15 protein-coding genes are annotated in these 25388 nt (G+C 40.6%); 6 read left to right on the top strand and 9 right to left on the bottom strand.

Annotation, left to right across the window (positions count from 1 at the left end):
• Nucleotides 1–116: 116 nt before the first annotated feature.
• The 6 genes from Q1K78_RS11905 to Q1K78_RS11880 form a co-directional block, all read right to left on the bottom strand.
• Nucleotides 117–569: a beta-galactosidase subunit beta gene (locus tag Q1K78_RS11905; protein WP_300178797.1), complete on the bottom strand. Its 453-nt coding sequence runs from the start codon at nucleotides 567–569 to the stop codon at nucleotides 117–119.
• Nucleotides 569–3670, bottom strand: a complete 3102-nt coding sequence (gene ebgA, locus Q1K78_RS11900; RefSeq protein WP_300178794.1) for a beta-galactosidase subunit alpha — start codon at nucleotides 3668–3670, stop codon at nucleotides 569–571. Before ebgA ends, Q1K78_RS11905 begins: the two co-directional genes overlap by 1 nt.
• Nucleotides 3671–4009: 339 nt before the next feature.
• Entirely contained in the window at nucleotides 4010–5005 is a 996-nt protein-coding gene (gene ebgR / locus Q1K78_RS11895) for a transcriptional regulator EbgR (RefSeq protein WP_300178791.1), read from the bottom strand.
• Nucleotides 5006–5189: 184 nt separating this feature from the next.
• A complete protein-coding gene (locus Q1K78_RS11890) occupies nucleotides 5190–6530 on the bottom strand; it encodes an MATE family efflux transporter (RefSeq protein ID WP_300178788.1) in 1341 nt (446 codons plus the stop codon).
• Nucleotides 6531–6649: 119 nt separating this feature from the next.
• Nucleotides 6650–7660 carry a substrate-binding domain-containing protein gene (locus Q1K78_RS11885; protein WP_300178785.1) on the bottom strand — a complete coding sequence of 337 codons (1011 nt, stop codon included), beginning with the start codon at nucleotides 7658–7660 and terminating at the stop codon, nucleotides 6650–6652.
• Between the two features lie 172 nt (nucleotides 7661–7832).
• The gene (locus Q1K78_RS11880; protein ID WP_300178782.1) at nucleotides 7833–10925 is read right to left on the bottom strand and encodes a beta-galactosidase; all 3093 of its coding nucleotides are present in this window, start codon (nucleotides 10923–10925) and stop codon (nucleotides 7833–7835) included.
• 338 nt (nucleotides 10926–11263) lie between these two features.
• Here Q1K78_RS11880 and Q1K78_RS11875 point away from each other — a divergent pair, with 338 nt between their 5' ends.
• Nucleotides 11264–13378, top strand: a complete 2115-nt coding sequence (locus Q1K78_RS11875; protein ID WP_300178779.1) for an alpha-galactosidase — start codon at nucleotides 11264–11266, stop codon at nucleotides 13376–13378.
• Between the two features lie 271 nt (nucleotides 13379–13649).
• Nucleotides 13650–15029 (top strand): melibiose:sodium transporter MelB, encoded by a 1380-nt coding sequence (gene melB / locus Q1K78_RS11870; protein ID WP_300178776.1) that lies wholly within the window; start codon nucleotides 13650–13652, stop codon nucleotides 15027–15029.
• A 54-nt stretch (nucleotides 15030–15083) separates the two neighbouring features.
• Here melB and Q1K78_RS11865 read toward each other — a convergent pair whose 3' ends face one another.
• From Q1K78_RS11865 to Q1K78_RS11855, 3 genes are read right to left on the bottom strand one after another with little or no spacing between them, the layout of a single operon-like run.
• Nucleotides 15084–15800, bottom strand: a complete 717-nt coding sequence (locus Q1K78_RS11865) for a 3'-5' exonuclease (RefSeq protein ID WP_300178773.1) — start codon at nucleotides 15798–15800, stop codon at nucleotides 15084–15086.
• Entirely contained in the window at nucleotides 15797–17647 is a 1851-nt protein-coding gene (locus Q1K78_RS11860) for a DUF294 nucleotidyltransferase-like domain-containing protein (RefSeq protein WP_300178770.1), read from the bottom strand. The genes Q1K78_RS11865 and Q1K78_RS11860 overlap by 4 nt, the downstream gene beginning before the upstream one ends.
• A 12-nt stretch (nucleotides 17648–17659) precedes the next feature.
• Nucleotides 17660–18730: a LacI family DNA-binding transcriptional regulator gene (locus Q1K78_RS11855; protein WP_300178767.1), complete on the bottom strand. Its 1071-nt coding sequence runs from the start codon at nucleotides 18728–18730 to the stop codon at nucleotides 17660–17662.
• Nucleotides 18731–18977: 247 nt separating this feature from the next.
• Here Q1K78_RS11855 and Q1K78_RS11850 point away from each other — a divergent pair, with 247 nt between their 5' ends.
• From Q1K78_RS11850 to Q1K78_RS11835, 4 genes are all read left to right on the top strand, one after another.
• Nucleotides 18978–21080 carry an alpha-galactosidase gene (locus Q1K78_RS11850; protein ID WP_300178764.1) on the top strand — a complete coding sequence of 701 codons (2103 nt, stop codon included), beginning with the start codon at nucleotides 18978–18980 and terminating at the stop codon, nucleotides 21078–21080.
• A gap of 235 nt (nucleotides 21081–21315) precedes the next feature.
• Complete coding sequence (locus Q1K78_RS11845; protein WP_065593441.1) at nucleotides 21316–23016, top strand: solute:sodium symporter family transporter; 1701 nt, start codon at nucleotides 21316–21318, stop codon at nucleotides 23014–23016.
• 245 nt (nucleotides 23017–23261) lie between these two features.
• The gene (gene galE, locus Q1K78_RS11840; protein WP_300178757.1) at nucleotides 23262–24272 is read left to right on the top strand and encodes a UDP-glucose 4-epimerase GalE; all 1011 of its coding nucleotides are present in this window, start codon (nucleotides 23262–23264) and stop codon (nucleotides 24270–24272) included.
• A 5-nt stretch (nucleotides 24273–24277) separates the two neighbouring features.
• Nucleotides 24278–25327: a UDP-glucose--hexose-1-phosphate uridylyltransferase gene (locus tag Q1K78_RS11835; protein WP_300178754.1), complete on the top strand. Its 1050-nt coding sequence runs from the start codon at nucleotides 24278–24280 to the stop codon at nucleotides 25325–25327.
• The last annotated feature ends 61 nt before the right edge of the window (nucleotides 25328–25388 follow it).

Raw genomic sequence — 25388 nt, 5'->3', positions numbered from 1 at the left:
GGTGCCTCGTGTTGATGTAGACATAAGGTACTCCGATGAATCACATATTGTAGGATAGGAGGGGCTTGGTCGGTTATGATCCAACCCCTCTCATAGTTTTTTATTTCAGGTATTACTTATTTATTCAGGAAATAGCCATCTTCGATAGTGACTTTTAGAACCACTTTACGAACACGACTATCGCCATGGAATTTGTAGGCTTTACTGTTATCAAATACTGCGACTTGGCCTTCACAAAGTTGATGTATTTGACCGCTGCCATTTAGGTGTTCACGGTCCGTTTCATCTGAATACGCTTGCACGCTTTCTAGTTCAGACTTATTCGCGACCTCAACGGTTTCACGACCTTCTAAGTAGTAATGAATATCGAAGTAACGACGGTTTCCAACAAAGTTTTCAGTGTTTTTAGCCACGCCATCTTCAATCATGTACACCAGAGAATCACCAATCGAATACATAATGCCATCTCTAAGATTCGCAATGTTTTCAATTGCTTCTACACAACGGTTCCATTTACGGCCGTCACGATATACCACTTTAAATTGTTCTAGGTTGTCTAAAATGATCATTACTTTTCTCCGCCTTCAACTGTTGTTTTTGAAGTGAATGTCGTGTTTGAGGTAAATGTGTGATTAGCTAATGTTTTTGGTGAACAGCCACCCTGTTGGAATGGAACCAAAGTCAGTGCGTATTGGAATTTATCCATGTAAACACGGTATGAATCCAACACCTCAGAGCCCCAAGAGTTTGAACCTAAGCCCATTAATTTATGGTCAAGGTTAAGTGTGATGTAGCCACTCTTCTCAAGCTCAATCGTGTGCTGTGCTTCGTGAATGTTTTGGCTCGTGTAGAACCAAGCGCTGAAGTTAATATCTTGCTCAGGTTTAACAAACAAACCACTACCATGACGATTGGCTAGCGATGCCCAACGAACGTGTTGACGGTTGCCGTTATTTTGTGGGAACGGGTAGTTCTCAAACATATTCGCAACGGTTGTTTGGTATACATCAATCATGTTTGCTTGTTGGCTGTCTTGGTAGTTCTCTTCAGGACCTCGGCCGTAGTATTGAACTTGGTCAAACTCATTATTGATGCCAAGATCTAAACCAATCACAGGGATAACATGAGGGTAATCACCGTAACGTTCTCCAGATAACTGAATATTTAACTGGCCTTCTTTATTGATTTCATAAACGTAAGTACAACGCATACCAAAATCAAATACTGGCGGAGCAATGATGCTGGTTACTGTAAAGGTTGCCTTACCATTTGATGCATCAAGGTCGATAGAGCGGAAGTGCTCTTGCATGATTTGAAGATGTGCAGGCTCCCACAGACCATCATGCTCTTGCTTATGGTTATCCACCATCGGTTTGAAGAAGTTTAGTTTTGGCGAGCTTGCAATTAACTCTTCGCCATTCACTAGCCATGAGGTTAATTTACCGTTCACTTTCGAGAAAGTAAGCGTAAAGTTTAAGCCTTTCACAACATAATCTAAACGAGAAGCTGTGATATCAAGAGCTATCGCATTGCTGTTTGAGAACACCGGAAGTTGCTCTGTATTTTCTTTTAATTGAACTTGGTACACCGCAATATCGTGATTCGCTTCGCTGTATAGAGTGCGAGAGTCTTTACGAACGGTGAAGTTAATGAAGGCTTCACGACCATCTAATTCAGGCAATGTAATTTCAATATCACGGCTTGAGTTTTCAGCCAAGCCTTCTACTTTAAGTGTGATGCTTTGCAGTGTTTCGCCTTCGGCACGGATCTCTGCGGTAATGGTGTAGTCATCAAGGTTTGAGAACCACAGCTTGTTATCAACAGTGAAAATGCCGTTTGCTGCGTCTTTTGCTTGGATTTTTACTGGCGCAATAACTTGCTTGTATTCTTTTAAGCCTGGACCTGGGGTTTGATCTGAATAAACCAAGCCATCCATACAGAAGTTATAGTTGTTTGGATAATCGCCGTAATCGCCACCGTATTTTAAGAATTCAGTGCCGTTTTCATCTTTTGCAAGAATGCCGTGGTCACACCATTCCCAAACGTAATGACCTTGAATAGAGTCATGCTTGTAGAACACGTTTTGGTATTCAGTTAACCCTCCCGGGCCATTACCCATAGCGTGTGCGTATTCACAAATGATGCGTGGTTTATTATGTGGATGCTCACCAAACGCATTCATTAATTGAGCGCGAGAGTACATAGTACTGATGATATCAACCACTTCAGCATCGCGGTCTTCTTCATAATGAACTAAACGAGTGTCATCAATTGCTTTTGCTGCATCATACATAGATTTGATATTACAGCCGTAGCCTGATTCGTTACCGAGCGACCACATGATGATTGATGCATGGTTTTTCTGAGCGTGAATATGACGTTGAATACGTTCTACAAATACATTCTTCCATTCTGGATCATTGGTGATGCGGCTTAAATCCCCGACGTTAGCAAAGCCGTGAGTTTCAACATCAGTTTCACCCATCACAAATAGACCGTATACATCACACAGTTCATAGAAACGAGGATCGTTAGGGTAGTGTGCAGTACGAACAGAGTTGATGTTGTGTTGCTTCATCAATACGATGTCTTTCTCAACACGATCCATACCCACAGCGCGACCTTTTAAGTGGTCGTTATCATGACGGTTCACACCATGCAGCATTACGTATTTGTTGTTGATGTAGAACAGACCATCGCGCACTTTAATATCGCGGAAACCAACGCGGTTTGGGATGATTTCTAGTGTCTTATCATTTTCATCTTTTAGAGTCAGGATCAGTTGGTATAGGTAAGGATTTTCTGCCGTCCAATGCGTTGGGTTTTCCATATTAATCTTGATATCGACACTATGGTTCGCATCAAAAGAGAGTGAATTTACGGTACCTTCAGAAACGACAGACTTACCATCAAACAGTGTGTAATCAAGTGAATAATTAGATACTGAGTTACTTGTTAGGTTTTCTAGCTCTGCTTTACAAGATAATGTTGCACTTTGGTAGTTTTCATCGAAATCAGTGCGGATCGTAATGTCTTGAACATGAACTTGTTCTTTACCGATTAAGTAAACATCACGGAAGATACCGCCGGTCCACCACATATCTTGGTCTTCAATGTAGGTAGAATCTGCCCATTGCATTACACGAACAGAAAGCAGGTTTTCACCTTGTTGTGCAAATTCAGAGATATCAAATTCAGCAGTTAAACGGCTGCCTTTACTAAAACCAACGTAGCTACCGTTTACGTACACTTCAAAGTAAGTTTCTACGCCATCAAATTTGATAATAGTTTGTTTGTTGTTCCACGTTTCACCTAACGTGAAGGTACGTTGATAAGCACCAGTAGGATTGTCACTTGGTACAAAAGGAACATCGATAGGGAAAGGAAAGCCTTCATCGGTGTATTGAAGATCGCCATGACCTTCCATTTGCCACATGTTAGGAACAGTAATATTGCCCCAATCGCTCATGTGTTGAGAGTAGAACTCGTCAGGCACAAGTAATGGGTTAGTGAAGAAGTTGAAAGTCCATTGGCCACTTAATAGCTGGTAGTGGCTGCTTAATTCACGTTGGAATGTTTTCGCAGTTTGAACAGAGTCGTATGAGAAGAAGTAAGCGCGTGGTGCCATGCGGTTCTCATTTAGACGGAAGAAGTTTTCCCAATTGTTCACGTGTAGCCTCCCGGTCGATGCCGATAGTTCTTATTAATAGGTAATAATTCAATCTCTGGTAAAAGATATTAACTAAAGTTTTAGTAAAACAAATCGGTAAATTGTTTTACTTTTAACTTGGTCACATAATGAACTGAGGTTTGTGAGCACGGTAACGTTAATCAGAGTTGCAGAAACAATCCATTAACCTTAATTGATTAATAAATAGATAAAATAAGCGTGAAGTGATGCTGTATTGTGCAGAAACAGAAAAGAATAGGGTGAGTCGTTAAAATTTAGGTGTAAAAAAAGCAGCGAGATAAACGCTGCTTGATATCAATCATAACGTGAGTCGATAATTTATTTTTTAGTGGTATCACGTAAACGTAACTTACTTGGGATATAGACTCGTAGAGGAATAACACGTTCATCACGACGACGTTCTAGCAATAAATTTACCCCTTGGCTTCCCATTAATTCAGAATGAATTCGAACAGTAGAGAGGGAAGGGAAGGTAAACTTCGCTGTCGGAATATCGTTTACACTAATTAATGCAATGTCTTCAGGAATACGTAATCCTTTCTCATGAATCGCACGTAATACACCGATAGCGATAGAGTCAGAAGCGATAAACCATGCATTAGGATAATCGGTTTCTAGCATTTCTTTAGCGAGCTTATAGCCCGATGAGCTTGAAAACGCACCACGATATAAATCAGATTCAGACACTACGCCTTTTAATTGGCCGTATTCAGTAAAGACTTCTTCACGAATATCAGAGCAATCAATATCATCTTGACCACCAATGAAGCCAATGCGTTTATAGCCTTGATTCATAAAGTAATTAATGACTTCTTTACTGATGCGAGCCAGATCGATATCAACCGAATCAAAGTTTTGTTCGTGATCGGTATAGTCAATATAAACAATGTTTTTACTGATCTTTTGAATGGCTTTTAATTGAGCTTTACTTTGACGACCAACGAGTAAAATACCATCAACCTTCGGGTTCTTAATCTCAAGGCTGCTTTCATAGCTATTGGTCAACGTGATATCAAACTTATCACATTGGGTTTCAATACCATGACGTATAGCGAGGTAGTAGGGGTCATTCACTTCTGTTTCTTGCTTATAATTATAAAGCGCTAAAAAGTGAAGATTCTCTTGTACTTGTTTTGGCAATGCGGCGGCTAGTTTTCGGGTGCTGCTGGTCTTGTACTCTAGCTTTTCTGCAATTTCAAAAATGCGTCGTCTGGTTTCATCTTTTACGCTCAACGTCGGATCTTCATTTAATACACGAGATACCGTCGCCAATGAAACTCCAGCTTCGTTGGCTATTTCCTTTAACGTTGCCATTCATCCTCCAGCCATAACGTTTTTAATCTACTATTTCTCATAGTACTGAATTAGTACTTACTACGATACTAAAATTATCATGAATTTAGTAAAACTTTTATTATATGAGAGACAAAGTCATCGTATTTTAGCGAAGATCCGCTGAGTTCGTCTCTTTTCTAGTTAACTGATTAATGTATTGTTGCTATAGCGTGTATTTAATCCATTTCTTTGCTCGCCAGCGATAAGCCATAATCAATCCTCTAAACCACTCATCCATCGCCACAGCAAGCCAGGCTCCTAATACACCATAACCCCAATGTATACCTAAGAAGTAGCTCATTACTACGCCGTTGCCCCACATACTCAATATACCCATTTGAACGGGGAATTTAATGCCACCCGTCGCTTTTAATGCAGAAATAAAGATGAGGTTAAACACACGGCCTGCTTCAAGCAGTATTGAGCCTGTAATTAAGCTTGCAACCAAAAGAATTACCTCAGGATCTTGGGTAAATACATCAATGATCTCGAATCGGAAAAGATAAATCATGACGGTTATAGTTAAAGAGGCAATAAAGCTGACGACAAAGTATTTTTGTACTTTCAAGGTGATGTCATCTATCCATCCTTTGCCGACAAAATAGCCCGTCTGAATTTGACTGGCTTGGCCGATAGAAAGGGCAAAGGCAAAAGAAATACGCGCAATATTCTGTGCGTAAGTGAAGGCAGTTAATGACGCGGTACCCATTTGAACGATAAAGAATACAATCGCCATTTGCGCCATATTATAAGAAAGTACTTCACCTGAATTCATGGCACCAATGGTTAATATTTTTTTGTATATCGCTTTTGGTACGTCACGATACTGGGTTAATGGTAAGGTAATTTCTTTTTTTCGCAGCACAACTAAAAATAATAAGGTACCGAGGCATTGACTAAATACGGTTGAGATAGCAACACCAGCAACGCCATAAACAGGCAGTCCAAAAGGTTGGTACAAAGCACAGTAATTACCGATGATATTAATCGCGCCGGCAATGAGGTTAATGACCATTGGGGATTTTGCGTATCCGTGGCTACGTAGGATTGTCGAGAATACAATACCAATGGTGATAGAAAAGGTGAACGCCCCACTAATCAGTAAATATTCGGTTGCGTATTGTTCTACTTGGGCTTCTAAATTATACAGAGGGATCAAATACTCAGCACCGACTACGGCAAACAAACTGAGAAATATCCCGACAATAATAGCTAGGAACACACTGGCAATGCCTACATGGACGACGTCGTCGTAACGACCAGCGCCATTGTATTGAGAGATTAATATGCCAGTACCGCTGCTGACCATGCTAGAGACTACGATTAGGAAAAAGGATATTTGAGAAATAACCCCAACAGCAGAAACAGCGTGATCAGAATAGCTAGATAGCATGAAAACATCACTGGTATTAATGGCAGTGCGAAGTAGCGTTTCAATGAATATTGGCCAAGTTAAGGCAATAATATTCATTCTTTTATTCATTGTAGCTTCGGTTCTTGGCATGGAAATACGCTCTAAATAAGAAAGCGATTAAAAATAATGACATGCCGAGGGCTCAGCATGCCATGGAAAATGATTCAGGTTTATAAGTTACTATTAAGGTTGTTGGTTTTAATGTGTATTTATTTCGATGAAATACAACCAACAGAAGAGCGACGAACTAAAATTGGAATAAATAACTTATGATCGGTTTGTTCTTCAGCATCGCGACTCGCTAATTTGAGAGATAAGTTTACCGCTTGATTCGCCATGATTTGGATAGGGTAACGAATAGTCGTTAATCGAGGATAAATATAGCGAGCAATATGACCATCATCAAACCCAATGACCGACATGTCTTCAGGGATCCGAATCCCGTTCTCTTGCAATAATGCCATGCATCCAGCGGCCATATAATCGTTATAAGTGGCGATAGCTGTTATCGGCGTATTTTTGGCAATTAAGTTTATAACTGCTTGCTCTCCGCCTTCTTCATCGGGTTCGCCATATTCAATGTATTCTTCTTTTACAGTAATCCCATTATCTTCTAATGCTTGTAAGTAACCGGTTTTACGGTCATAAGCATCATCAATGTCATGACTTGAGCAGATATAACCGATGTGCTGATGCCCTTGGCGGATCAAGTGCTCCGTCGCAAGGTAAGATCCTTTGTAATTATCAAGTGCAATGCAACGAGACGCAATTTCAGGAATAAAACGGTTAATAAGAACCATTCCTGGAACTTCATCCGCTAATTTAATTAGAACGTCATTAGTTAACCCTTTACTGTGCACCACTAATGACTCACAACGGCTATTAATTAGCAAATCAATGGCGTTTTTTTCTTTGGTTGCATCATGATACCCATTACCAATAAGAACCTGTTTTCCTTGTTCGTTAGCAACCGTATCAATGGCTTTTACCATAGAGCCAAAGAAAGGAGCAGAAACATCATTAACCAATACACCAATGGTATTTGAGGTTTTACTCACTAAAGCACGAGCGTTTGAATTGGGGCGATAACCTAAGGTTTCCATGGCTTTTTTGACAGCAACAATCGCTTTTTCACTGGTGTGTGGGGCATTGTTAATGACTCGGGATGTCGTCGCAATTGATACGCCTGCTTCTTTTGCTACGTCTTTAATGGTGGCCATAGAAATCTCTTATTCTTATTTGTGCAGTAGGGAGTATTGGTTTGTTATGAAGTAACTTGTTTAATATAAAGGATTTTATCTTTAAATAAAGCAATGTAATTAACATAGCGATAAGAAAAACAAAAAAATCCTCAGAACCGTGATTCTGAGGATTTGATTTGAGTTAGTGAGCTTAATGCGTTTTAGGTTTAAAACTTAATTGATAACGGTAAGATTTATCGGTTAACTGATATTCCTTATGAACGCTTGGACTCCATGAGTCATCACCACCAACGCCCATGTGTTTATGATCGATTCGTAAATAGAGCGTATCTTCTTCATGCAAATCATTGGTGTGTTTGGCATTTGTTAATTGTTCTAAGCTGTATCGGCTGACATTAAATTGATAGTCGCCCATGATTTCAATATCACCAGCTTGCAGCCACTTAGTATGGCAACGTAACCCACTGTCTGTCGGGAAAATATACGGTGTATGCATATTTTCTAGCGATTGAGTGTAGTGGCCAAAACGTGCGGCGGCTAAACGGTCAGGATAGTTCTCAAATGGCCCTAATCCTTTCCAAGATATATTCATATTTTCTTGTTTTAATGGCAGTTCAAGCTCTAAGCCAATACGTGGCATTGGTGGTAAGTGATCTGCTAATGTCACTGAGATATCAAGCGACATTTCACCATCATCACAGAACGTATAATTCCAAACAGAGAGTGCTTGAACTTCATTATTGTGTTGGTACGCAAACGTCGAGCTGACCACGATAGAATCAGACGTGGTATTAGCATGACACTTTATGCACTCTTGCTTCCAGTGACCTATACCGGCTTCTTCCCAACGACATACCCACGCATTTGGGTCGACGAAATCGACTTCACTCACACCAATGTCATTATCTAATGGCGCACGGAAGAAGTTATCTTTTGGTGATGCTAAAAACTGAGGCTCACCGTTGACTTGCCAATCACTCAGAAGACCCGTCGTACGATTCAATTGCCATTGATGCACTTCATTATGACTGGTAATAAATACGTGGTTCTCATCTTCTGTTAATAAAGGAGCAACTAGGGTATTGGTTGCAGGGAGCATTAATCCATTTGAATTGGTGAGTGCAAATTGCTCTGTTGTCACTACATGGCCCGCTGATGCCCAAAGAGTATCATTAAGTAAAGCCACATCAATGGATAAGTGGTACTGCGCTTGTGGTTTTGTGGTGAATGTGAGGTCTAGATTCACGGTTTCTTTATCGTTCGCCTCTGTATTTAATACGTGTTCACCGGTTAACACTGCAACGCCATTTTCTAATAAACTCCATTGCAATACTTCATTATCAGTCGTGCGGAAAAGATGTTCATTATGAATGCGTAAAGTACATTGATTTGATGTTTGTTTTATCAATTCAATACTGATCATTCGTTGGCTATATTTTGCTTCTTCTAGCGTAGGGTGTGGCGTTCGATCAGGGAACATCAATCCATTAATACAGAATTGACGATCATTAATGACATCACCAAAATCACCGCCGTAAGCCCAGAAGTGTTGTCCATTTTCATCGTGTTGACTGATCCCTTGATCAACCCAATCCCAAATGAAACCACCTTGAAGGCGAGGATATTCACGGAAGGCTTGCCAATAATCATCAAAACTACCTAGGCTATTGCCCATGGCATGTGCGTATTCACATAAGATTAATGGGCGTTGTTCGTTTGGTAATGAAATCCATTTTTTAATTGGCCATTTCGGAACGGCGTCATCTTCAATGGTGGTATCTACACGAGCGTACATTGGACAAATAATGTCAGTTGCCGTGCTATTTGCACCACCACCTTCATATTGAACAGGACGTGAGGGATCAAATTGTTTTGACCAAGCGTACATTGCATTATGAGTGCTGCCATGGCCTGATTCATTACCTAGCGACCACAAAATAATAGAGGCGTGGTTTTTATCACGTAACACCATTTGTGTGTAACGACTCATGTAGGCGTGGGTCCACTGAGGATCGGTTGATAAGCGGTTCATTGGGATCATGCCATGCGTTTCAATATTGGCTTCATCACACACATACAAACCGTATTGGTCACACAGTTCATACCATCGAGGGTGGTTAGGGTAGTGCGCAGTACGTACGGCATTGAAGTTATATTGTTTCATCAGACAGATATCGCGGATCATATCTTCTTCTGTCATCACATGCCCAAGTTCCGGGTGATGTTCATGACGGTTAACACCACGGATCAATAAAGGCTGACCATTAAGTTTCAGCTGACTATCGCTGATTTCAATTTTACGAAAACCAACGTGATAGGCTTCACTTTCAATATGTTGTCCGTCTTCGTCTAATAATGAAACAACAAGGCGGTATAGATTTGGTGTTTCAGCGGTCCATTTTTTTGGATCACGAACTGACAGTGTTTGGAAAATAACATTATCGTACGAGCCACGCTCATCAATGCGTTTGTTATGTGGTGAAGCAATGATAGCGTCAGTAACGGCACCGTTTTCATCAAAAAGCTGAGCTTGAACTTGAGAAGTTACTGGTGCATTAATGGTCGTGACAATCGATAAGCTGCCATCACGATAACAGGCATCTAAATCAGGAGTAACAAACACATCTTCAATGCACTGTTTTGGTTTTGATAATAAAGTGACATCGCGGAATATTCCACTTAGCCACCACATGTCTTGATCTTCTAAATAGCTGCCATCACTCCAACGGATCACCATTACCGATAAGGTATTGCTACCAATATGAAGGTGCTCTGTTAGATCAAACTCAGTAGGTAAACGGCTGTCTTGGCTGTAACCAATCCACACACCGTTACACCACAAATGAAAAGCGGAATTAACGCCATCAAAAATAATACGCTGTGTTTCTTTAAGGTTTTCTTCTGTTAATGACAGCGTTGTGCGGTAGCAACCTGTTGGGTTCTCTTTTGGAACATAAGGAGGATTGACGTCAAATGGGTATTTTACGTTGGCATAAATAGGTTTGTCATAACCTTGAAGTTGCCAATTCGAAGGCACGGTAATGTCATTCCATGCGGAGTCATTAAATTCAGGTTTAATAAATTCACCATTGACGGCTTCTGGTGCCGAAAATAAGTGAAATTTCCATTGTCCGTTTAATGAAGTGCGTTGAGAACGCTGATTTTCTTGTGCGTCAGCAAGAGAGCGAAAGCTGGCTAATGGACTGTGTGCTTTTAAGCAATGAATATTAACCGACTGTGGGTTTTCCCAATCGCGTCGTTGCAAAATGGCTGAAAATTCCATCGTGATATTCCTACGTACTGATTTAATGAGAGTGCGAAATAGGTAAGTAAAAAGGAGGAATCGTTACCCTTCGCATTAATATGGGCCTAGTGTAAATACTTTTTGGAAACGTTTACATGACGTGAGTGGCATTTTTACTTTATCGTCCTTTTTAACCTATTAATCGTGATCTTTCTCACGTTAAATTCTCTTTTTTATCTATTTAAAATCAGTATTTATTGATCTTTGCTGTGTTCTTTTAGTTTTTGTAAACGTTTCCATAGTTTGCGGTAATTCACAGAAATATTCCTTTTTTTCTTTATTATAGAGGGCAATTAAAACTGCTTACGGTTCATCTCATGACGCAAAAAGAAATCATTGTATTAACGGGTACAAATAGCCAGGTAATTATTGACGCTGGCGAATGTGCAGAGATCTTGCACTGGGGTAAGCCAGTAAGTGGGGATATTGCCTCTTTCTGTTCTTCTCTTTTGCGTCCAGTTCCTTATGGCCGTTTGGATAATGATGTTGCAATGACGCTCGCGCCAGAGTTAGGCCGAGGCGTATTTAGCAGTCCGTGTCTTGAAGGGCACCGTAATGGTGCTGATTGGGCGCCTGTATTTACAATGACAGAGATTAAATCGAATTCACATAGCGTGACTCTGACGAGTGAAGATGCGCTTGCTGGATTGCGAATGATAACGGAGTTGAGTTTAGATAAACAAGATGTGATGAAAACTCGTCATTCTCTTACCAATATAAAATCAACACCTTACCAAATTAATCGATTAGCAAATACCTTACCGTTACCTGCTCGAGCTGCTGAGTTAATGACGTATTACGGTCGTTGGGTCCATGAATTTCAAACGGTTCGTCAGCCATTACAACAAGGTGGATATCAACAAGAAAACCGTCGTGGGCGTACGTCTCATGAGCATTACCCGGCATTAGTTGCAGGCACCCGTCACTTTGATGAAATGCAAGGCGATGTGTATGGGTTCCATTTTGCATGGAGTGGTAATCACCGTTTGCGTGTTGATGTAAAAGCCGATGGCCGTCGTTATATGCAGGCTGAAGTGATTTATCTTCCGGGTGAAATTACCTTGCAACAAGGTGAGGAATTAACAACACCATGGCTGTATGCAAGTTACAGTGATCAAGGATTAAATGGCATGAGTCATCAATTTCACTCACACGTCAGAGAATCAATTCTTGATAAGCAAATAATAAATACCGCACGCCCAATTCACCTTAATACGTGGGAAGGGATCTATTTTGAGCATGATCCTGACTACATTATGGAAATGGCAACGCAATCGGCTCAAATGGGAGTAGAGCGTTTTATTATTGATGACGGTTGGTTCAAAGGTCGAAGCGGTGATAAAGCCGCATTGGGTGATTGGTTCTTAGATAACAACAAATATCCGAAAGGGTTAACGCCAATTATTGATCATGTTCGTGGATTAGGTATGGAGTTTGGTCTTTGGTTTGAACCTGAAATGATCAACAAGGATTCTGATTTATATCGTCAACACCCTGATTGGTTGCTGGCAGTTGAAGGTTATGACCAGCCAACAGGACGTAACCAATACGTTATTGATCTGCAAAATGACGAGGCGTTTAACTACCTCTATGAACGATTAGATCATTTCTTAACCCAGTATGCGATTGATTATATTAAGTGGGACATGAACCGTGAAGTCGTACAGCCAGCTCATAATGGTCTGGCGGCAGGGCATCAACAAGTAGCACGTTACTATCAATTGGTTGATAAGATCCGTGCTGCACACCCAAAGGTTGAGATTGAATCGTGCGCAGCAGGTGGTGGACGTATTGATTTTGAAGTGTTGAAACGTACTCATCGTTTTTGGCCATCGGATAATAATGATGCGCTAGAGCGACAAAGTATTCAACGAGGTATGAGTTACTTCTTTCCTCCAGAAGTGATGGGCAGTCACATTGGTTCAAGCCATTGTCATAGTACACGCCGCCGCCATAGCATTGAGTTTAGAGGGCTAACGGCGATATTTGGACACATGGGTATTGAGCTTGATCCGGTAAAAGAGTTACAAGAGGAAAAGCAAGGGTTTGAGCGCTATATCAAGTTGCATAAAACCTTACGCCCGTTACTGCATACAGGTCGAACGTGGCGGGTTCCATCGGATGACGAAGCACACCAAATTCATGCGGTAGTGGCAAATGATCAATCTGAAGCGGTCGTCATGTTGGCGCAATTAGCAATGCCAACCAATTCGTTAAGTGGGCATTTACGTATTCCTGGTTTAGATCGTACCGCTGTATACCGGGTGAGTATTCTAGATAAACCGTCTAATTATAATGAGATTGTAAATTACCAACCATTTTGGACTGAAGACAGTTGTGATCTGTCCGGGGAATGGTGCGAAGACGTAGGATTAACGATGCCGATTTTAGATGCAGAAAGTGCGATGTTGATAAAATTAGAAAAATTGTAAACGATAACAATAAAATAGCGTAATTCAGATAAGTCCTTACTTATATATAATGTCACTATATATAAGTAAGGACTTATTTTTGTTTTAAAACAGTGCCTTAAAGTTAAACTGCGTTAAGATCTCATTTTTGGAATATAACTGGAAACGTTTCCATAAAGTGGTTTTTGGTCACGGAATAATGGTTACGGAGTGGGTAGCATGGCATCATCAATTAAGTAGGAATGAATCTCTAGTTAAAAAGAGAACTTCCACCATCGGAAAGGAATATAAGATGTCTGAAAAAATTACTCTACAAACTAAACTTTCTTACGGTCTTGGTGCATTAGGTAAAGATTTTGCTTGTGCGCCAATTTATATATTTTTAATGTTTTATTTTACCGACGTGGCAGGTTTGTCTGCGGCGTTTGTGGGAACGATTTTTTTAGCAGCTCGTATTATCGATGCTATTACTGATCCGATGATGGGCGTTATTGTTGATAATACTCGTTCTAAATTTGGTAAATTTCGTCCTTGGATTGTGATTGGCACGCTCTTAAATGCAATCGTACTTGTCGGTCTTTTTAGTACGCACATGTTTGAAGGCACTGCGTTATACATTTATGCGGCAGCGGCTTATATCCTTTGGGGCTTAACTTACACCATTATGGATATTCCTTATTGGTCAATGATCCCTGCGCTATCAAGTTCTCGTCAAGAACGTGAAAAACTGGTTGTATGGCCTCGTTTATTTGCCAGTCTTGCATGGTTCATTACCGGTACTTATGGTCTACATATTGTGGGTGAACTAGGTAACGGCAATCAAGGTGATGGTTTCTTTAATGTTGCGATGCTAATTGCGGTTTTGTTTGTACTAAGCGCCTTCTTAATTGCTCGTAATGTAAAAGAGCCAGTAACAGAAGCAAGCGTAAAAGCAGAGAAATTCAGCTTTAAAGATGTATTGGTTATCATTGGTAAAAATGATCAATTAAAAGCGTTGATTGGTACGATATTATCATTTCAAATTGCTAACCTATTAGTGGGTGGCTTTGCTATTTACTACTTCACTTATGCGTTAGGTAACCCTGAGTTATTTCCAGTTTATATGATGGTTGCAGGTATTTCTGAAGTGGCTGGCGTCTTTTTGTTCCCGCGCTTAGCGACACTCTTTCCTCGTAAATACTTGTGGTTAATGGCGTGTGGTTTCCCTGTGGTTTCTTGTGTGCTTCTTATTCTTATGGGTGTTGTTTCTCCTGGTAATGTTCTGTTAATCGGTTGTGCTGGTGCTGCAATCAAGTTTGGTGTAGGTATTGCGAATGCATTGCAAACAGTAATGCTAGCGGATGTAGTGGATTACGGTGAATACAAAACGGGTCGTCGTAGTGAGAGTGTTATCTTCTCAGTTCAAACGATGCTTGTGAAATTTGCGGGTGCGGCAGGTGGCTTTATCGTAGGTATGGGGTTATCGATTGTTGGTTACATTCCAAATGTAGCGCAATCAGCAGAAACTATCATGGGACTTCACTTTATGATGGCAGGTGTTCCTGCAGTTCTAATGACGGTGAGTGGCTTGGTGTACCACCGTTATTACCGTTTACATGATGGTTTTAACCCTGAAGCAGTTGAGGGTGAAGAAACAGTGAAAGCGAGTACTCAAAAAGCAGTTGAAGCTTAATTATATTTAATCTAAAAAAAAGAAGGCCACTGCTGTTAAAGGAGCGACCTTTTTTTATTGTGAATACTGATAAATGTGATCAATGGTTTGGTTTTCTTTTTTTAATATTTTCTGTGTTTGAGCTAAAAATAATTCAGCCGTTGCTAACGAATCAATAAGGGCATTATGTGCGGCATAGCGTGGTAATTTATAGCGCTCTCTTACCCGATGCAATTGCTGGCTTTGTTGCGTCATTATTCCCAGTTTTCTGGCAATGTTGACTTCAATTGAAAGCGTATCAATCCAAACAAAAGGCAGGGGAGGCAATGAAAAATACGTTTTGGTGTAATGCGCTAAAAAAGCGTGTTCAATTGATTTGCCATGCACTATGAGACTTCGATTTTTTGCGGCTGCTAGAAACAGCGATAAGACCTCATTTAATGGGGATCCCTCAGCAAGCATGGTTGGCGTAATATGATTAATCACCGCGGTTTCTTTTTTTACGTCGTGGCCATGATTAATGTAATAATGTTGAGCGGACGACAGATCTATCTTGCCTTGGTTTATCTCTACCCAGCCGATACTTAATATTTGGTCATTTTGGGCATTCACTCCGGTTGTCTCTAAATCAAAAACAAGAAAAGACAAGTCTTTAATTAATGTTGTCCCTAGTGGTAATGAAAAATTGAGTGCAGATCTTATCTCTTCTGTTAGGGCCTCTTTAGCTAGGTATTCTCGTTTGTGTTTAATGAGCTTTTGCCATGAAGTTTGGCGTTGGAATAAAGAGATCATACCAATAATCCTAAATTTACTTTGGTGACTTTTTGCCAATCGTCAATTAAGCGAAAGGCGTCTTTAATGTGTTGTCGCTCAAAGCTCCCAAAATAATTGGGGTTGATATGATGATCCGGTTGCTGACCATGGGTAATAGCATCAGCTTGATATGAAAAGCGGAAATTACATAAAAAGTCGTACGCACTTAATATGTTTTTTAGTGACCCATCACTGATTAAGCCTTGTTGATTGGCAATCAGTAAGCGTTCACGGGTATTTGGCTCCGATGTTTTTGCGGCTAAACTATATAAGCGGGCCAAGTCGACAATAATGTTAATTCCGTGCCGTTTAATATTCAGCGTTTTTTCATTGTTGTCGTTTTTTACCAAAATTAAATTATTAAAAATGCCTAATGGCGCTCGGTGTTGTAATGAATCAGTAAATAGCGTGGTAAGCAAATAGGGATTGGAAGTTCGATCTTGTATTTCGTCTTGGATTGAACGAAGAAACGATGCATTACCTGCGATGACTCTGGTATCGAGAAATACACTAAGATTCAGTAAAAAAGCGTATTCAGGATTGACGATCCATTTTTTATAATAGGCTTTCCATATCGATAACGGTTGGCACCATTTTGGTGTTACAGCCATGAATTTTCCTGGGCATAAACTGTAGCCACTGCTGTCCATGCCTTTTGTTACTATCATTGCAAGGTGTTGAAAATACAATCTATCTTGTGATGTTGCATCATCCGATAATATCAGAGCGCTGTCTTGATCTGAGGAAATGTGTACTTCATTACGTGCATGAGAACCAGCCACAATCCATGCATATTCGCAGGGTGGTTGACCTAGGCGATCAATCGCAATATCAATCAGGCGTTGGTTATAAGTGTCCATAATAATGGTCATGATCTGGCTGATCACAGCGGCAGGAACTTTATCTTTAACTAACTGATTAAAAATGACTTGGCGTTGAGAGGCGTATTGAGAAAGTTCGTTTTCATTGTGTGCTGATTTGACTTTATCTATAAAAAATATCGCTTGTAATCGGTTGTTTTGTAGTAACAAAGGCAAGGTGACTAACGCGACGACTTTGTGACCATCCATCACTGGAAGATGCTTAATGTTGGATTGCATCATGGTAATAATGGCTTGATAAATCAAAGAAGAAGCGCAAATGGTGATGGGATTTGCTGTCATAATATGATGTATTGGCTGATGAATATCGAGCGCATCTGCTATCACTCTTTCAGTCATGTCGGCATTCGTGACAATTCCCACTAAACGGTCTTTATCCGTAACAACGACGCAAGAGACTTTACCGAGACGAATACGTTGCGCTACCTCATAAATCGATTCATTCCTATCTACTTCAAGAGTGTGTGAAGTGGAGACATCTTGAATACTATTTAAAAAATGATTGTTATCGTTATTTGACCATACGGCATTTATCGCAGAGTTAATGCGAACTTCTGTTTCTGAGTCAAACAGATGTGAGTATTCAGGGTGTGAGTGTTGTATATCATGAATGACGCTAATGGGAATTAAATAAAGTAACGAACTTTCAATCGCTTTGATCTGATAGCCATGCGTATTTTTTAATAAGCTAAAACCAAACACATCTTCTTCACCTAAACGTGAGCGTAATGAACCATCTTGATTAATTTGTTCGATAGCACCTGTGCGGATAAGATACAAATATTGTTGATGCTCTTGAGTTGATGAGTCAAGGTCATCATTTTTTGCCAAATAGATAATGCGAATTTTTGATGAGATACGCTCGACTATCGTTTTAGGCAGACGTGTAAAGGGATCAATGTGTGAAATAAAATCAATGATGTTTTGAATTAAAGGATCTTGCATTAGATGCTCACATTATGCGTCAGGTAATAATTGTTTTATGTCATTTAATAAACGAACAAGATTTTCTTTTTGATACGTTTTTTTTGTTCTTGGTGCGGTACTTTGACGTTGAACAAAGGCGACATCAAGATTACGTTGAATAAGTTCGGAACTGTCTTGTTCGTCGGAACGTAAACCAATAATTACCGCCTCTTTACCTATTTCAAGAAAGTGCTGCTTCACCGTGGTGAGTGGGGGGGTGAAATAGGCGCTGTCATTAATATCATCAAATCCGATAACCGATACTTGAGAAGGCACAGTGAGTCCGAGTTCATTTAGGGCTCTTAATACGCCTAAAGCCATTTGGTCATTCGCCACTAATACAGCATCAAACGTAATTTGATTTGCGACCGTCTCTCGAACGGCAAGATAGCCGCTGTTTGCTTGCCAGTTACCTTCTACCGTGTTTACTGGCTGTAATTTATTTTGCTCTAGAACAGATAGCCAGGTTTGATAACGAGACATTGATGCGCTTGAGGCCTGTGGTCCTGTTATCAATAAAAACTGTTGATGTTGGGTGTCTAATAAATGCTGAGTCGCTAATTGCGCTCCTGATTGATGGTCACAACATACATAATGCACTCGGCTCTCTTCTGGTACGTCAATAAACACAAAATGTAAATGAGGGTATTGCTCAACTAACTGTTCCGCAGCGGTTGCCGTTAATGGGATATTCAAAATAATGCAGGTGGCTTGCTGTGAAATAAGCTCATGTATAGAAGCTTGAATATTTTCTAAGCAGGGAGTATCTACGACAGAAAAGACAGTGCCATACCCCATATCGTGCGCTTGTAATCGAATGCCGTTAGCGATTAAGGCTGCCCCATGGAGTGACATTTCCAGAGTGATTAGGCCGATCACATTTGATTTTGAGCGGCTTAACATTTGAGCGCTTTTGTTGGGAATATACCCAAGTTGTTTAATGGCTTTATTGACTTTTACACGAGTGTTTTCGGAAACATTTATTGACCCGTTAGTGACTCGTGATACGGTTTGAGTGGAAACTCCCGCCAATTTAGCAACATCTTTAAAGGTGACTGTCATTTATCTCTTCTTGTTTTCGTTATCATAATAGGAAGGTAACACGAGACTCTTATTAAAACTGTAGTATGGTTCAAATAATTGTCGAGTTAACAAAAAATATTGTTTTCGAAAACAATAAGATCAAGCGCACATTTGGTTGGTTTTTAGTGCCTTTAAGATCACATTAATCGCAGCTGTAGCTAGAAAAAAGCCATCAAAAGAACACAATGCAACCATAGTTTGTTTACGAAAACAATTTGGAAGTAGTATGGATAAGTTGATTCATTTAAGCAGTAAAAATCACAGCATTATTATCAAAGTAGATTTGATCCCTGAGATCATTCACTGGGGCGGTAAAATTAATGAGATTGATAGCGATTTATTGTTTGCGATAGAGCGACCAATTTCACAAGCTCGTCTTGATATCGATGTGCCTTTGTCTCTTTGTCCTGAACTTGGTCGTGGTCATTTTAATGCGCCAGGTATTGAAGGGCACCGACATGGCATGGATTGGGCTCCAGTTTTCCATATTGTTGATCAACAAGTGGATGGTCAATCGGTTCAAATTACCTTGCGTGATGAGGTTGCTCTGCTTGAATTGTTGGTTGAATTGCATATAGACCACGATTCAGATGTCGTAAAAAAACGCATTACTGTTACCAACAGAGGTGAATCAGATTACTACTTAGGTAAATTGTCTTCGACGTTACCATTACCAAATCATGCTAATGAATTAATGACGTTTCACGGTCGCTGGTGTCAAGAGTTCCAGACACAACGTCAACCTCTTGAACATGGCGGATTTATGCAACAGAACCGCCGCGGCCGTACGTCGCATGAAAACTTCCCAGGCTTGTTTGTGGGTGAACATGGATTTAGTGAGCAACAGGGGCAAGTGTGGGGCTTCCATTTAGGTTGGAGTGGAAACCATGAACTGCGTGCGGATGTGCGTAGCGATGGTCGTCGTTTTGTTCAAGCAGGTGAATTACTGTTTTCAGGCGAGTGCATTTTAGGCGCAAATGAAACGTATCAATCGCCTTGGTTATATGGTTGTTATAGCAGCAATGGCTTGAACGGGATCTCTGAACGTTTCCATCAGTATGTTCGTCAAAACATTATTTCGTTCCCAGCGGATAAACCTCGTCCTGTGCATTTAAATACATGGGAAGGGATCTATTTTGATCATAAACCTGAATACATTATGCAAATGGCAACCGAAGCGGCAGAGATGGGCGTTGAGCGTTTCATTATTGATGATGGTTGGTTTGTCGGTCGTCATGATGATAAAGCTGCGTTAGGCGATTGGTATTTAGATGAAGAAAAATACCCCAATGGTCTAGAGCCTGTGATTGAGCACGTTAATGAAATCGGTATGGAGTTTGGCTTATGGGTTGAACCTGAAATGGTCAGCAAAGATTCCAATTTATACCGTAGTCACCCAGAGTGGATGCTTGGTTTAGAGGGATATCATCAACCTTCTGGTCGTTGGCAGCACGTATTGGATTTACAGAATGCTGAGTGTTTCCAATACCTGTTTGACCGTTTAAATGAGTTGTTAACACGCTATAACATTACGTATTTAAAATGGGACATGAACCGTGAGTTGGTTCAACCAGGTCATAATGGTCGTCCTGCCGTTCATGGTCAAACCAAGGCGCTTTATGCGTTAGTCGATCAATTATTGGCACAGCACCCAAACGTTGAAATCGAATCGTGTTCTTCTGGTGGTGGTCGTATCGATTTTGAAATTTTAAAACGTACACACCGTTTCTGGGCATCGGATTGTAATGATGCACTAGAGCGACAAACGATCCAACGTGGTATGAGTTATTTCTTCCCACCAGAGGTAATGGGGGCGCACATTGGCCCTGCTGAATGTCATTCCACCAATCGTCAGCATCATATTAATATGCGCGGTGTGACGGCATTGGGTGGGCACATGGGCGTAGAACTTGATCCAGTAAAAGAGTCAATGGAAGAGAAAGCCGCGTTCTCTCATTATATTGCACTACATAAAAAATACCGTCATTTATTGCATTCTGGTCGTAGTTTCCGCATGGATGTTGCTGACAAAAATCAATACGTTTATGGCGTTCAAGGTGAAGATGAAACCATTGTTACGGTATGCCAATTAGCGATGCCAAGTTATGCGTTACCATCGCCACTACGAATGACCTGTGTTGATGCGGATGCAAAATATGAAGTGACATTAGTTGAGATGCCTAAAGCCAGCTTCCAATTAATGAAACAAGCACCAAAATGGTTAGATCAAACATTAACGCTAACGGGTAATAACTTACAAGAAATCGGTTTGATATTACCAATCCTTGATCCTGAATCTGCGCTTATTGTTTCGTTAAATAAAATATAAGCGAGCACCATACATAATGAGTGGCGGCATTGGCTGCCACCTATTAATACTATGAATTAATACCAATTGTAGTAAATAACTGGTCATTCTAGCTGGTTAAAATGCTCGATAACGGTGTTGAAATTTTTGATTGTAGAATAACTATTTATTTAAAAATTTCACCTTGTTCTCAAGCATTTTTCCTACGCTATTTCTGATCACTTACTTACTGTGATTGCTATAAGGAAGCAAAAAAATGTCCATCACAGTATTTCTATCATTTCTTCTCTTTACGGGTTTTGTTGGGTTTTATACCTATAACAAAGTAAAAAACACGCAAAATAAGTCACAAGACGGGTATTTCTTAGGCGGTCGAAGTCTAACGGGTGGGTTAATTGCCAGTTCGTTAATCCTAACCAATTTAAGTGCCACCAGTTTTGTAGGCATGAGTGCTCAAGCATATACGCATAACATGAGTGTTATGGGTTGGGAAGTGGCGTCAGGCGTCACGCTTGTGATTATTGCTTTGTTGTTGGTCCCACGTTATCTAAAACAAGGGATCACCACCATTCCTGATTTCTTAGAAAGCCGCTATGACATGTCGGTAAAGAAATTCGTTACTTTATTATTCTTGTGCCAGTATGTGATTAATATTTTGCCTACAACCTTATACGCTGGCGCAGTAGTACTTGGTGAAATATTTGATGTTCAAGGATTATTGGGTGTTTCTGAATTTACTGCGATTGCGATTATTTCAGCGACAATTGGGTTATTAGGCTTCTTCTATGCGATTTATGGCGGCTTAAAAGCAGTCGTTATTGCGGATACCATTAATGGCATTGGTTTGATCATTGGTGGTTTGATGATCCCTGTCTTTGGATTGATGGTTCTTGGTGACGGCAGCTTTATGTCTGGGTTAGATACGGTATTAACCGCAGCGCCAGAGAAACTGCAATCAGTCGGTACATCAACGGATCCTCTGCCATTCTCTACGTTATTTACGGGTCTATTATTGGTTAACTTATATTACTGGGGTACAGACCAATCGATCATTCAACGTGCGTTAGGTGCTAAGAATTTAAAAGAGGGGCAAAAAGGGGTGATCATGGCGGGGGCAATTAAAGTGATTTCGCCGTTATTCCTGATTATTCCAGGCATCATTGCTTACCATATGTTTGGTGCTAACGCTGGTAACCCAGATACAATGTATACGCGTTTAGTCAATGAAGTGTTACCAAAACCTCTGGTTGGTTTTTTTGTTGCCGTGATGTTTGGTGCTATTTTAAGTACGTTTAACGGCGTGTTAAATAGCTCGACAACGTTGTTTGCACTTAATGTATACAAACCCCTATTTGGTCAAAATGCAACCGATGAGGAATTAGTAGGCAAAGGCCGTATCTTTGGTGTGTTCATTGCGATTATTTCAGTGTGTATTTCACCGTTTATTATGTTTGCACCTGAAGGTTTATTTCAATATTTACAAATGGTTGCCGGTTTCTTTAGTGTTCCAATTTTTACGATTGTATTTGTTGGCTATATTTCAAAGCGTGTACCTGCAATTGCAGCGAAAGTCGCTCTGGTTGTATTCGTTAGTTCTTATGCTGCAATGCAATTAATCTTCAAAACACCACTGCATTTCTTGCATCAGTTAGCGATTTTGTTTGTGGTATGTACTGCACTGATGTTCTTGATTGGTATGTTTATGCCGCGTGATACCGATTATGTGATGCCAGTGAATGAAAGCATGGATGTAACTCCTTGGGAGTTCAGATTTGAAGCGTCAGCCATTGTACTTTATATGGTACTTGGCGCGTATGTTATGTTCTCGAACGTAGGCTTTATATCGGATGACCCTTTCTTCATGCAAGTATACGGTGTGTGTGGTTTGGTGATGTTTGTTGGTATATTTAGACGCATTTTCAAGCAACGTAAGAAAATGGCATTGCAAGCAGAGTAACGTTGTTATCACCTTACGATATTCCCCCTTAAAAATATCGTGCTCCTAAGTCAAAGAAGCCGTAAGTTATTACGGCTTCTTTTTTGTCTTTTTATTTTCCAATTAGATAGAGCGAAGCCGTGTTATTTATTAGTTTTGATGAAATGAACAATTTAGTGTAAACGTTTACATTTTTTGAAAGTGATCACGATATTCGTTTAAATTCGCTGATAGACTTGATGAAAATTCAGTAGGAAGAGTTAATCATGAAAGTATTAGTAACAGGCGGAATGGGCTATATCGGTAGCCATACATGTATTCAAATGATTGAAGCAGGCATTGAACCTATCATTTTGGATAACTTGGGAAACAGCAAAGTCGCAGTGCTTGATCGTATCGAAGCGTTAACTCAAGTTCGTCCTGTCTTTTATCAGGGGGACATTCGTGATGAAGCCTTTCTAGATAGTATTTTTGCTGAAAACACTATTTCATCGGTGATCCACTTTGCTGGTTTAAAAGCCGTGGGTGAGTCTGTTGCAAAACCTCTAGAGTATTACGACAACAACGTTAATGGTTCATTGGTGCTGGCTCGTTCAATGCGAAAAGCGAATGTAAAAAGCATCGTATTTAGCTCATCAGCAACCGTCTATGGCGATCCTGCTATTGTTCCTATTACTGAAAACTCACCAACTGGCGCAACCACAAATCCTTATGGTCGCAGTAAATACATGGTTGAAGAGTGTTTCTCTGATCTGTTTGATGCAGAGAACGATTGGAGTATTACCTTACTTCGCTATTTCAACCCAGTAGGCGCGCATCCATCAGGCACTATGGGTGAAGACCCACAAGGCATTCCAAATAACCTAATGCCATTTATCGCGCAAGTTGCGGTGGGTCGTCGTGAATCATTGTCTGTATTTGGTAATGATTACCCAACACCAGATGGCACAGGCGTTCGCGATTATATTCATGTGATGGATTTAGCGGATGGACACATTGCAGCATTAAAAACGGTGGGTGAAAAATCAGGTCTTCATATTTACAACTTAGGCACAAGTAAAGGTTCAAGTGTTTTAGAAATGGTTGAGGCGTTTGCACAAGCGTCGGGTAAGCCAGTTCCTTATACGTTGTGTCCTCGTCGTGCGGGTGACATTGCAGAATGTTGGGCAAGCACCGAAAAAGCAGAAAAAGAACTGGGCTGGAAAGCCACTAGAAACGTCATGGAAATGAGTGCTGATACATGGCGCTGGCAGTCAAATAATCCAAAAGGATATTAATAGTTATGTCTACTCAAGAATTTAATCCAGTTGATCACCCACACCGTCGTTATAACCCATTAACGGGACAGTGGATTCTAGTCTCACCGCACCGTGCGAAACGTCCGTGGAGTGGTCAAGATGAAAAACCATCGACAGAGCAATTACCACAATACGACAAAGGCTGTTTCTTGTGCCCAACTAACGATCGTATCTCTGGTGATACGAATCCTGATTACAAAGGTACTTACGTATTCAGTAATGACTTTGCGGCATTGATGACTGATTCACCTGAAGCGCCAAAATCAACAAATCCCTTATTTAGAACCGAAGGCGTTCGTGGGTTAAGTCGTGTTATCTGCTTCTCTCCAGATCACAGTAAAACATTACCAGAGCTGCCAGTAGGTCAAATTCGTAATGTGATTGAAACGTGGAATGACCAAATTGAAGAGCTAGGTAAAGAATACGTTTGGGTACAAGCGTTTGAGAACAAAGGCGAGACGATGGGTTGCTCTCAACCGCATCCACACGGTCAAGTATGGGCAAACAGCTTTTTACCCAACGAAATTGAGCGCAAAGAAAAACACTTAAAAGAATATTATCAAGAACACGGCTCAAACCTATTGGTTGATTACGTTGAATCAGAATTAAAAGATGGCGAGCGTACGGTTGTAGAAACAGAGCATTGGATTGCCGTAGTACCTTATTGGGCAGCATGGCCGTTTGAAACCATGTTACTACCAAAAACACACATTCGTCGCATGAGTGAATTAACGGACGAGCAACGTGATGATTTGGCGTTAGCAATCAAAAAACTAACCAGCCGTTATGACAATTTGTTCCAGTGCTCATTCCCATACTCAATGGGCTGGCATTACGCGCCTTTCTTTGAAGAGGGCACAGACGTTGATCATTGGCAACTGCATGCACTGTTTTATCCGCCACTGCTTCGCTCTGCATCGGTTCGTAAATTTATGGTGGGCTACGAAATGTTAGCCGAAAGCCAACGTGATTTAACCGCCGAGCAAGCCGCACAAAAACTGCGTGATGTGAGCGATGTGCATTATAAGGATTAGGGACTAGAGCAGGGTGCTTGCGACCGACCTAAAACCTAAAGATAGAATTCCCTACAAAATT

Source organism: uncultured Aliivibrio sp. (assembly GCF_946479765.1).
Classification (GTDB): Bacteria; Pseudomonadota; Gammaproteobacteria; order Enterobacterales; family Vibrionaceae; genus Aliivibrio.
The sequence above is the reverse complement of the archived record's forward strand: the minus strand, read 5'-3'. Positions and strand labels throughout refer to the sequence as shown.

What these genes read in the sequence shown, in the direction of transcription:
- Q1K78_RS11905 (WP_300178797.1), bottom strand. Translation starts at nt 569, where the DNA reads ATGATCATTTTAGACAACCTAGAACAATTTAAAGTGGTATATCGTGAC.
- ebgR (WP_300178791.1), bottom strand. Translation starts at nt 5,005, where the DNA reads ATGGCAACGTTAAAGGAAATAGCCAACGAAGCTGGAGTTTCATTGGCG.
- Q1K78_RS11890 (WP_300178788.1), bottom strand. Translation starts at nt 6,530, where the DNA reads ATGCCAAGAACCGAAGCTACAATGAATAAAAGAATGAATATTATTGCC.
- Q1K78_RS11885 (WP_300178785.1), bottom strand. Translation starts at nt 7,660, where the DNA reads ATGGCCACCATTAAAGACGTAGCAAAAGAAGCAGGCGTATCAATTGCG.
- Q1K78_RS11880 (WP_300178782.1), bottom strand. Translation starts at nt 10,925, where the DNA reads ATGGAATTTTCAGCCATTTTGCAACGACGCGATTGGGAAAACCCACAG.
- Q1K78_RS11875 (WP_300178779.1), top strand. Translation starts at nt 11,264, where the DNA reads ATGACGCAAAAAGAAATCATTGTATTAACGGGTACAAATAGCCAGGTA.
- melB (WP_300178776.1), top strand. Translation starts at nt 13,650, where the DNA reads ATGTCTGAAAAAATTACTCTACAAACTAAACTTTCTTACGGTCTTGGT.
- Q1K78_RS11865 (WP_300178773.1), bottom strand. Translation starts at nt 15,800, where the DNA reads ATGATCTCTTTATTCCAACGCCAAACTTCATGGCAAAAGCTCATTAAA.
- Q1K78_RS11860 (WP_300178770.1), bottom strand. Translation starts at nt 17,647, where the DNA reads ATGCAAGATCCTTTAATTCAAAACATCATTGATTTTATTTCACACATT.
- Q1K78_RS11855 (WP_300178767.1), bottom strand. Translation starts at nt 18,730, where the DNA reads ATGACAGTCACCTTTAAAGATGTTGCTAAATTGGCGGGAGTTTCCACT.
- Q1K78_RS11850 (WP_300178764.1), top strand. Translation starts at nt 18,978, where the DNA reads ATGGATAAGTTGATTCATTTAAGCAGTAAAAATCACAGCATTATTATC.
- Q1K78_RS11845 (WP_065593441.1), top strand. Translation starts at nt 21,316, where the DNA reads ATGTCCATCACAGTATTTCTATCATTTCTTCTCTTTACGGGTTTTGTT.
- galE (WP_300178757.1), top strand. Translation starts at nt 23,262, where the DNA reads ATGAAAGTATTAGTAACAGGCGGAATGGGCTATATCGGTAGCCATACA.
- Q1K78_RS11835 (WP_300178754.1), top strand. Translation starts at nt 24,278, where the DNA reads ATGTCTACTCAAGAATTTAATCCAGTTGATCACCCACACCGTCGTTAT.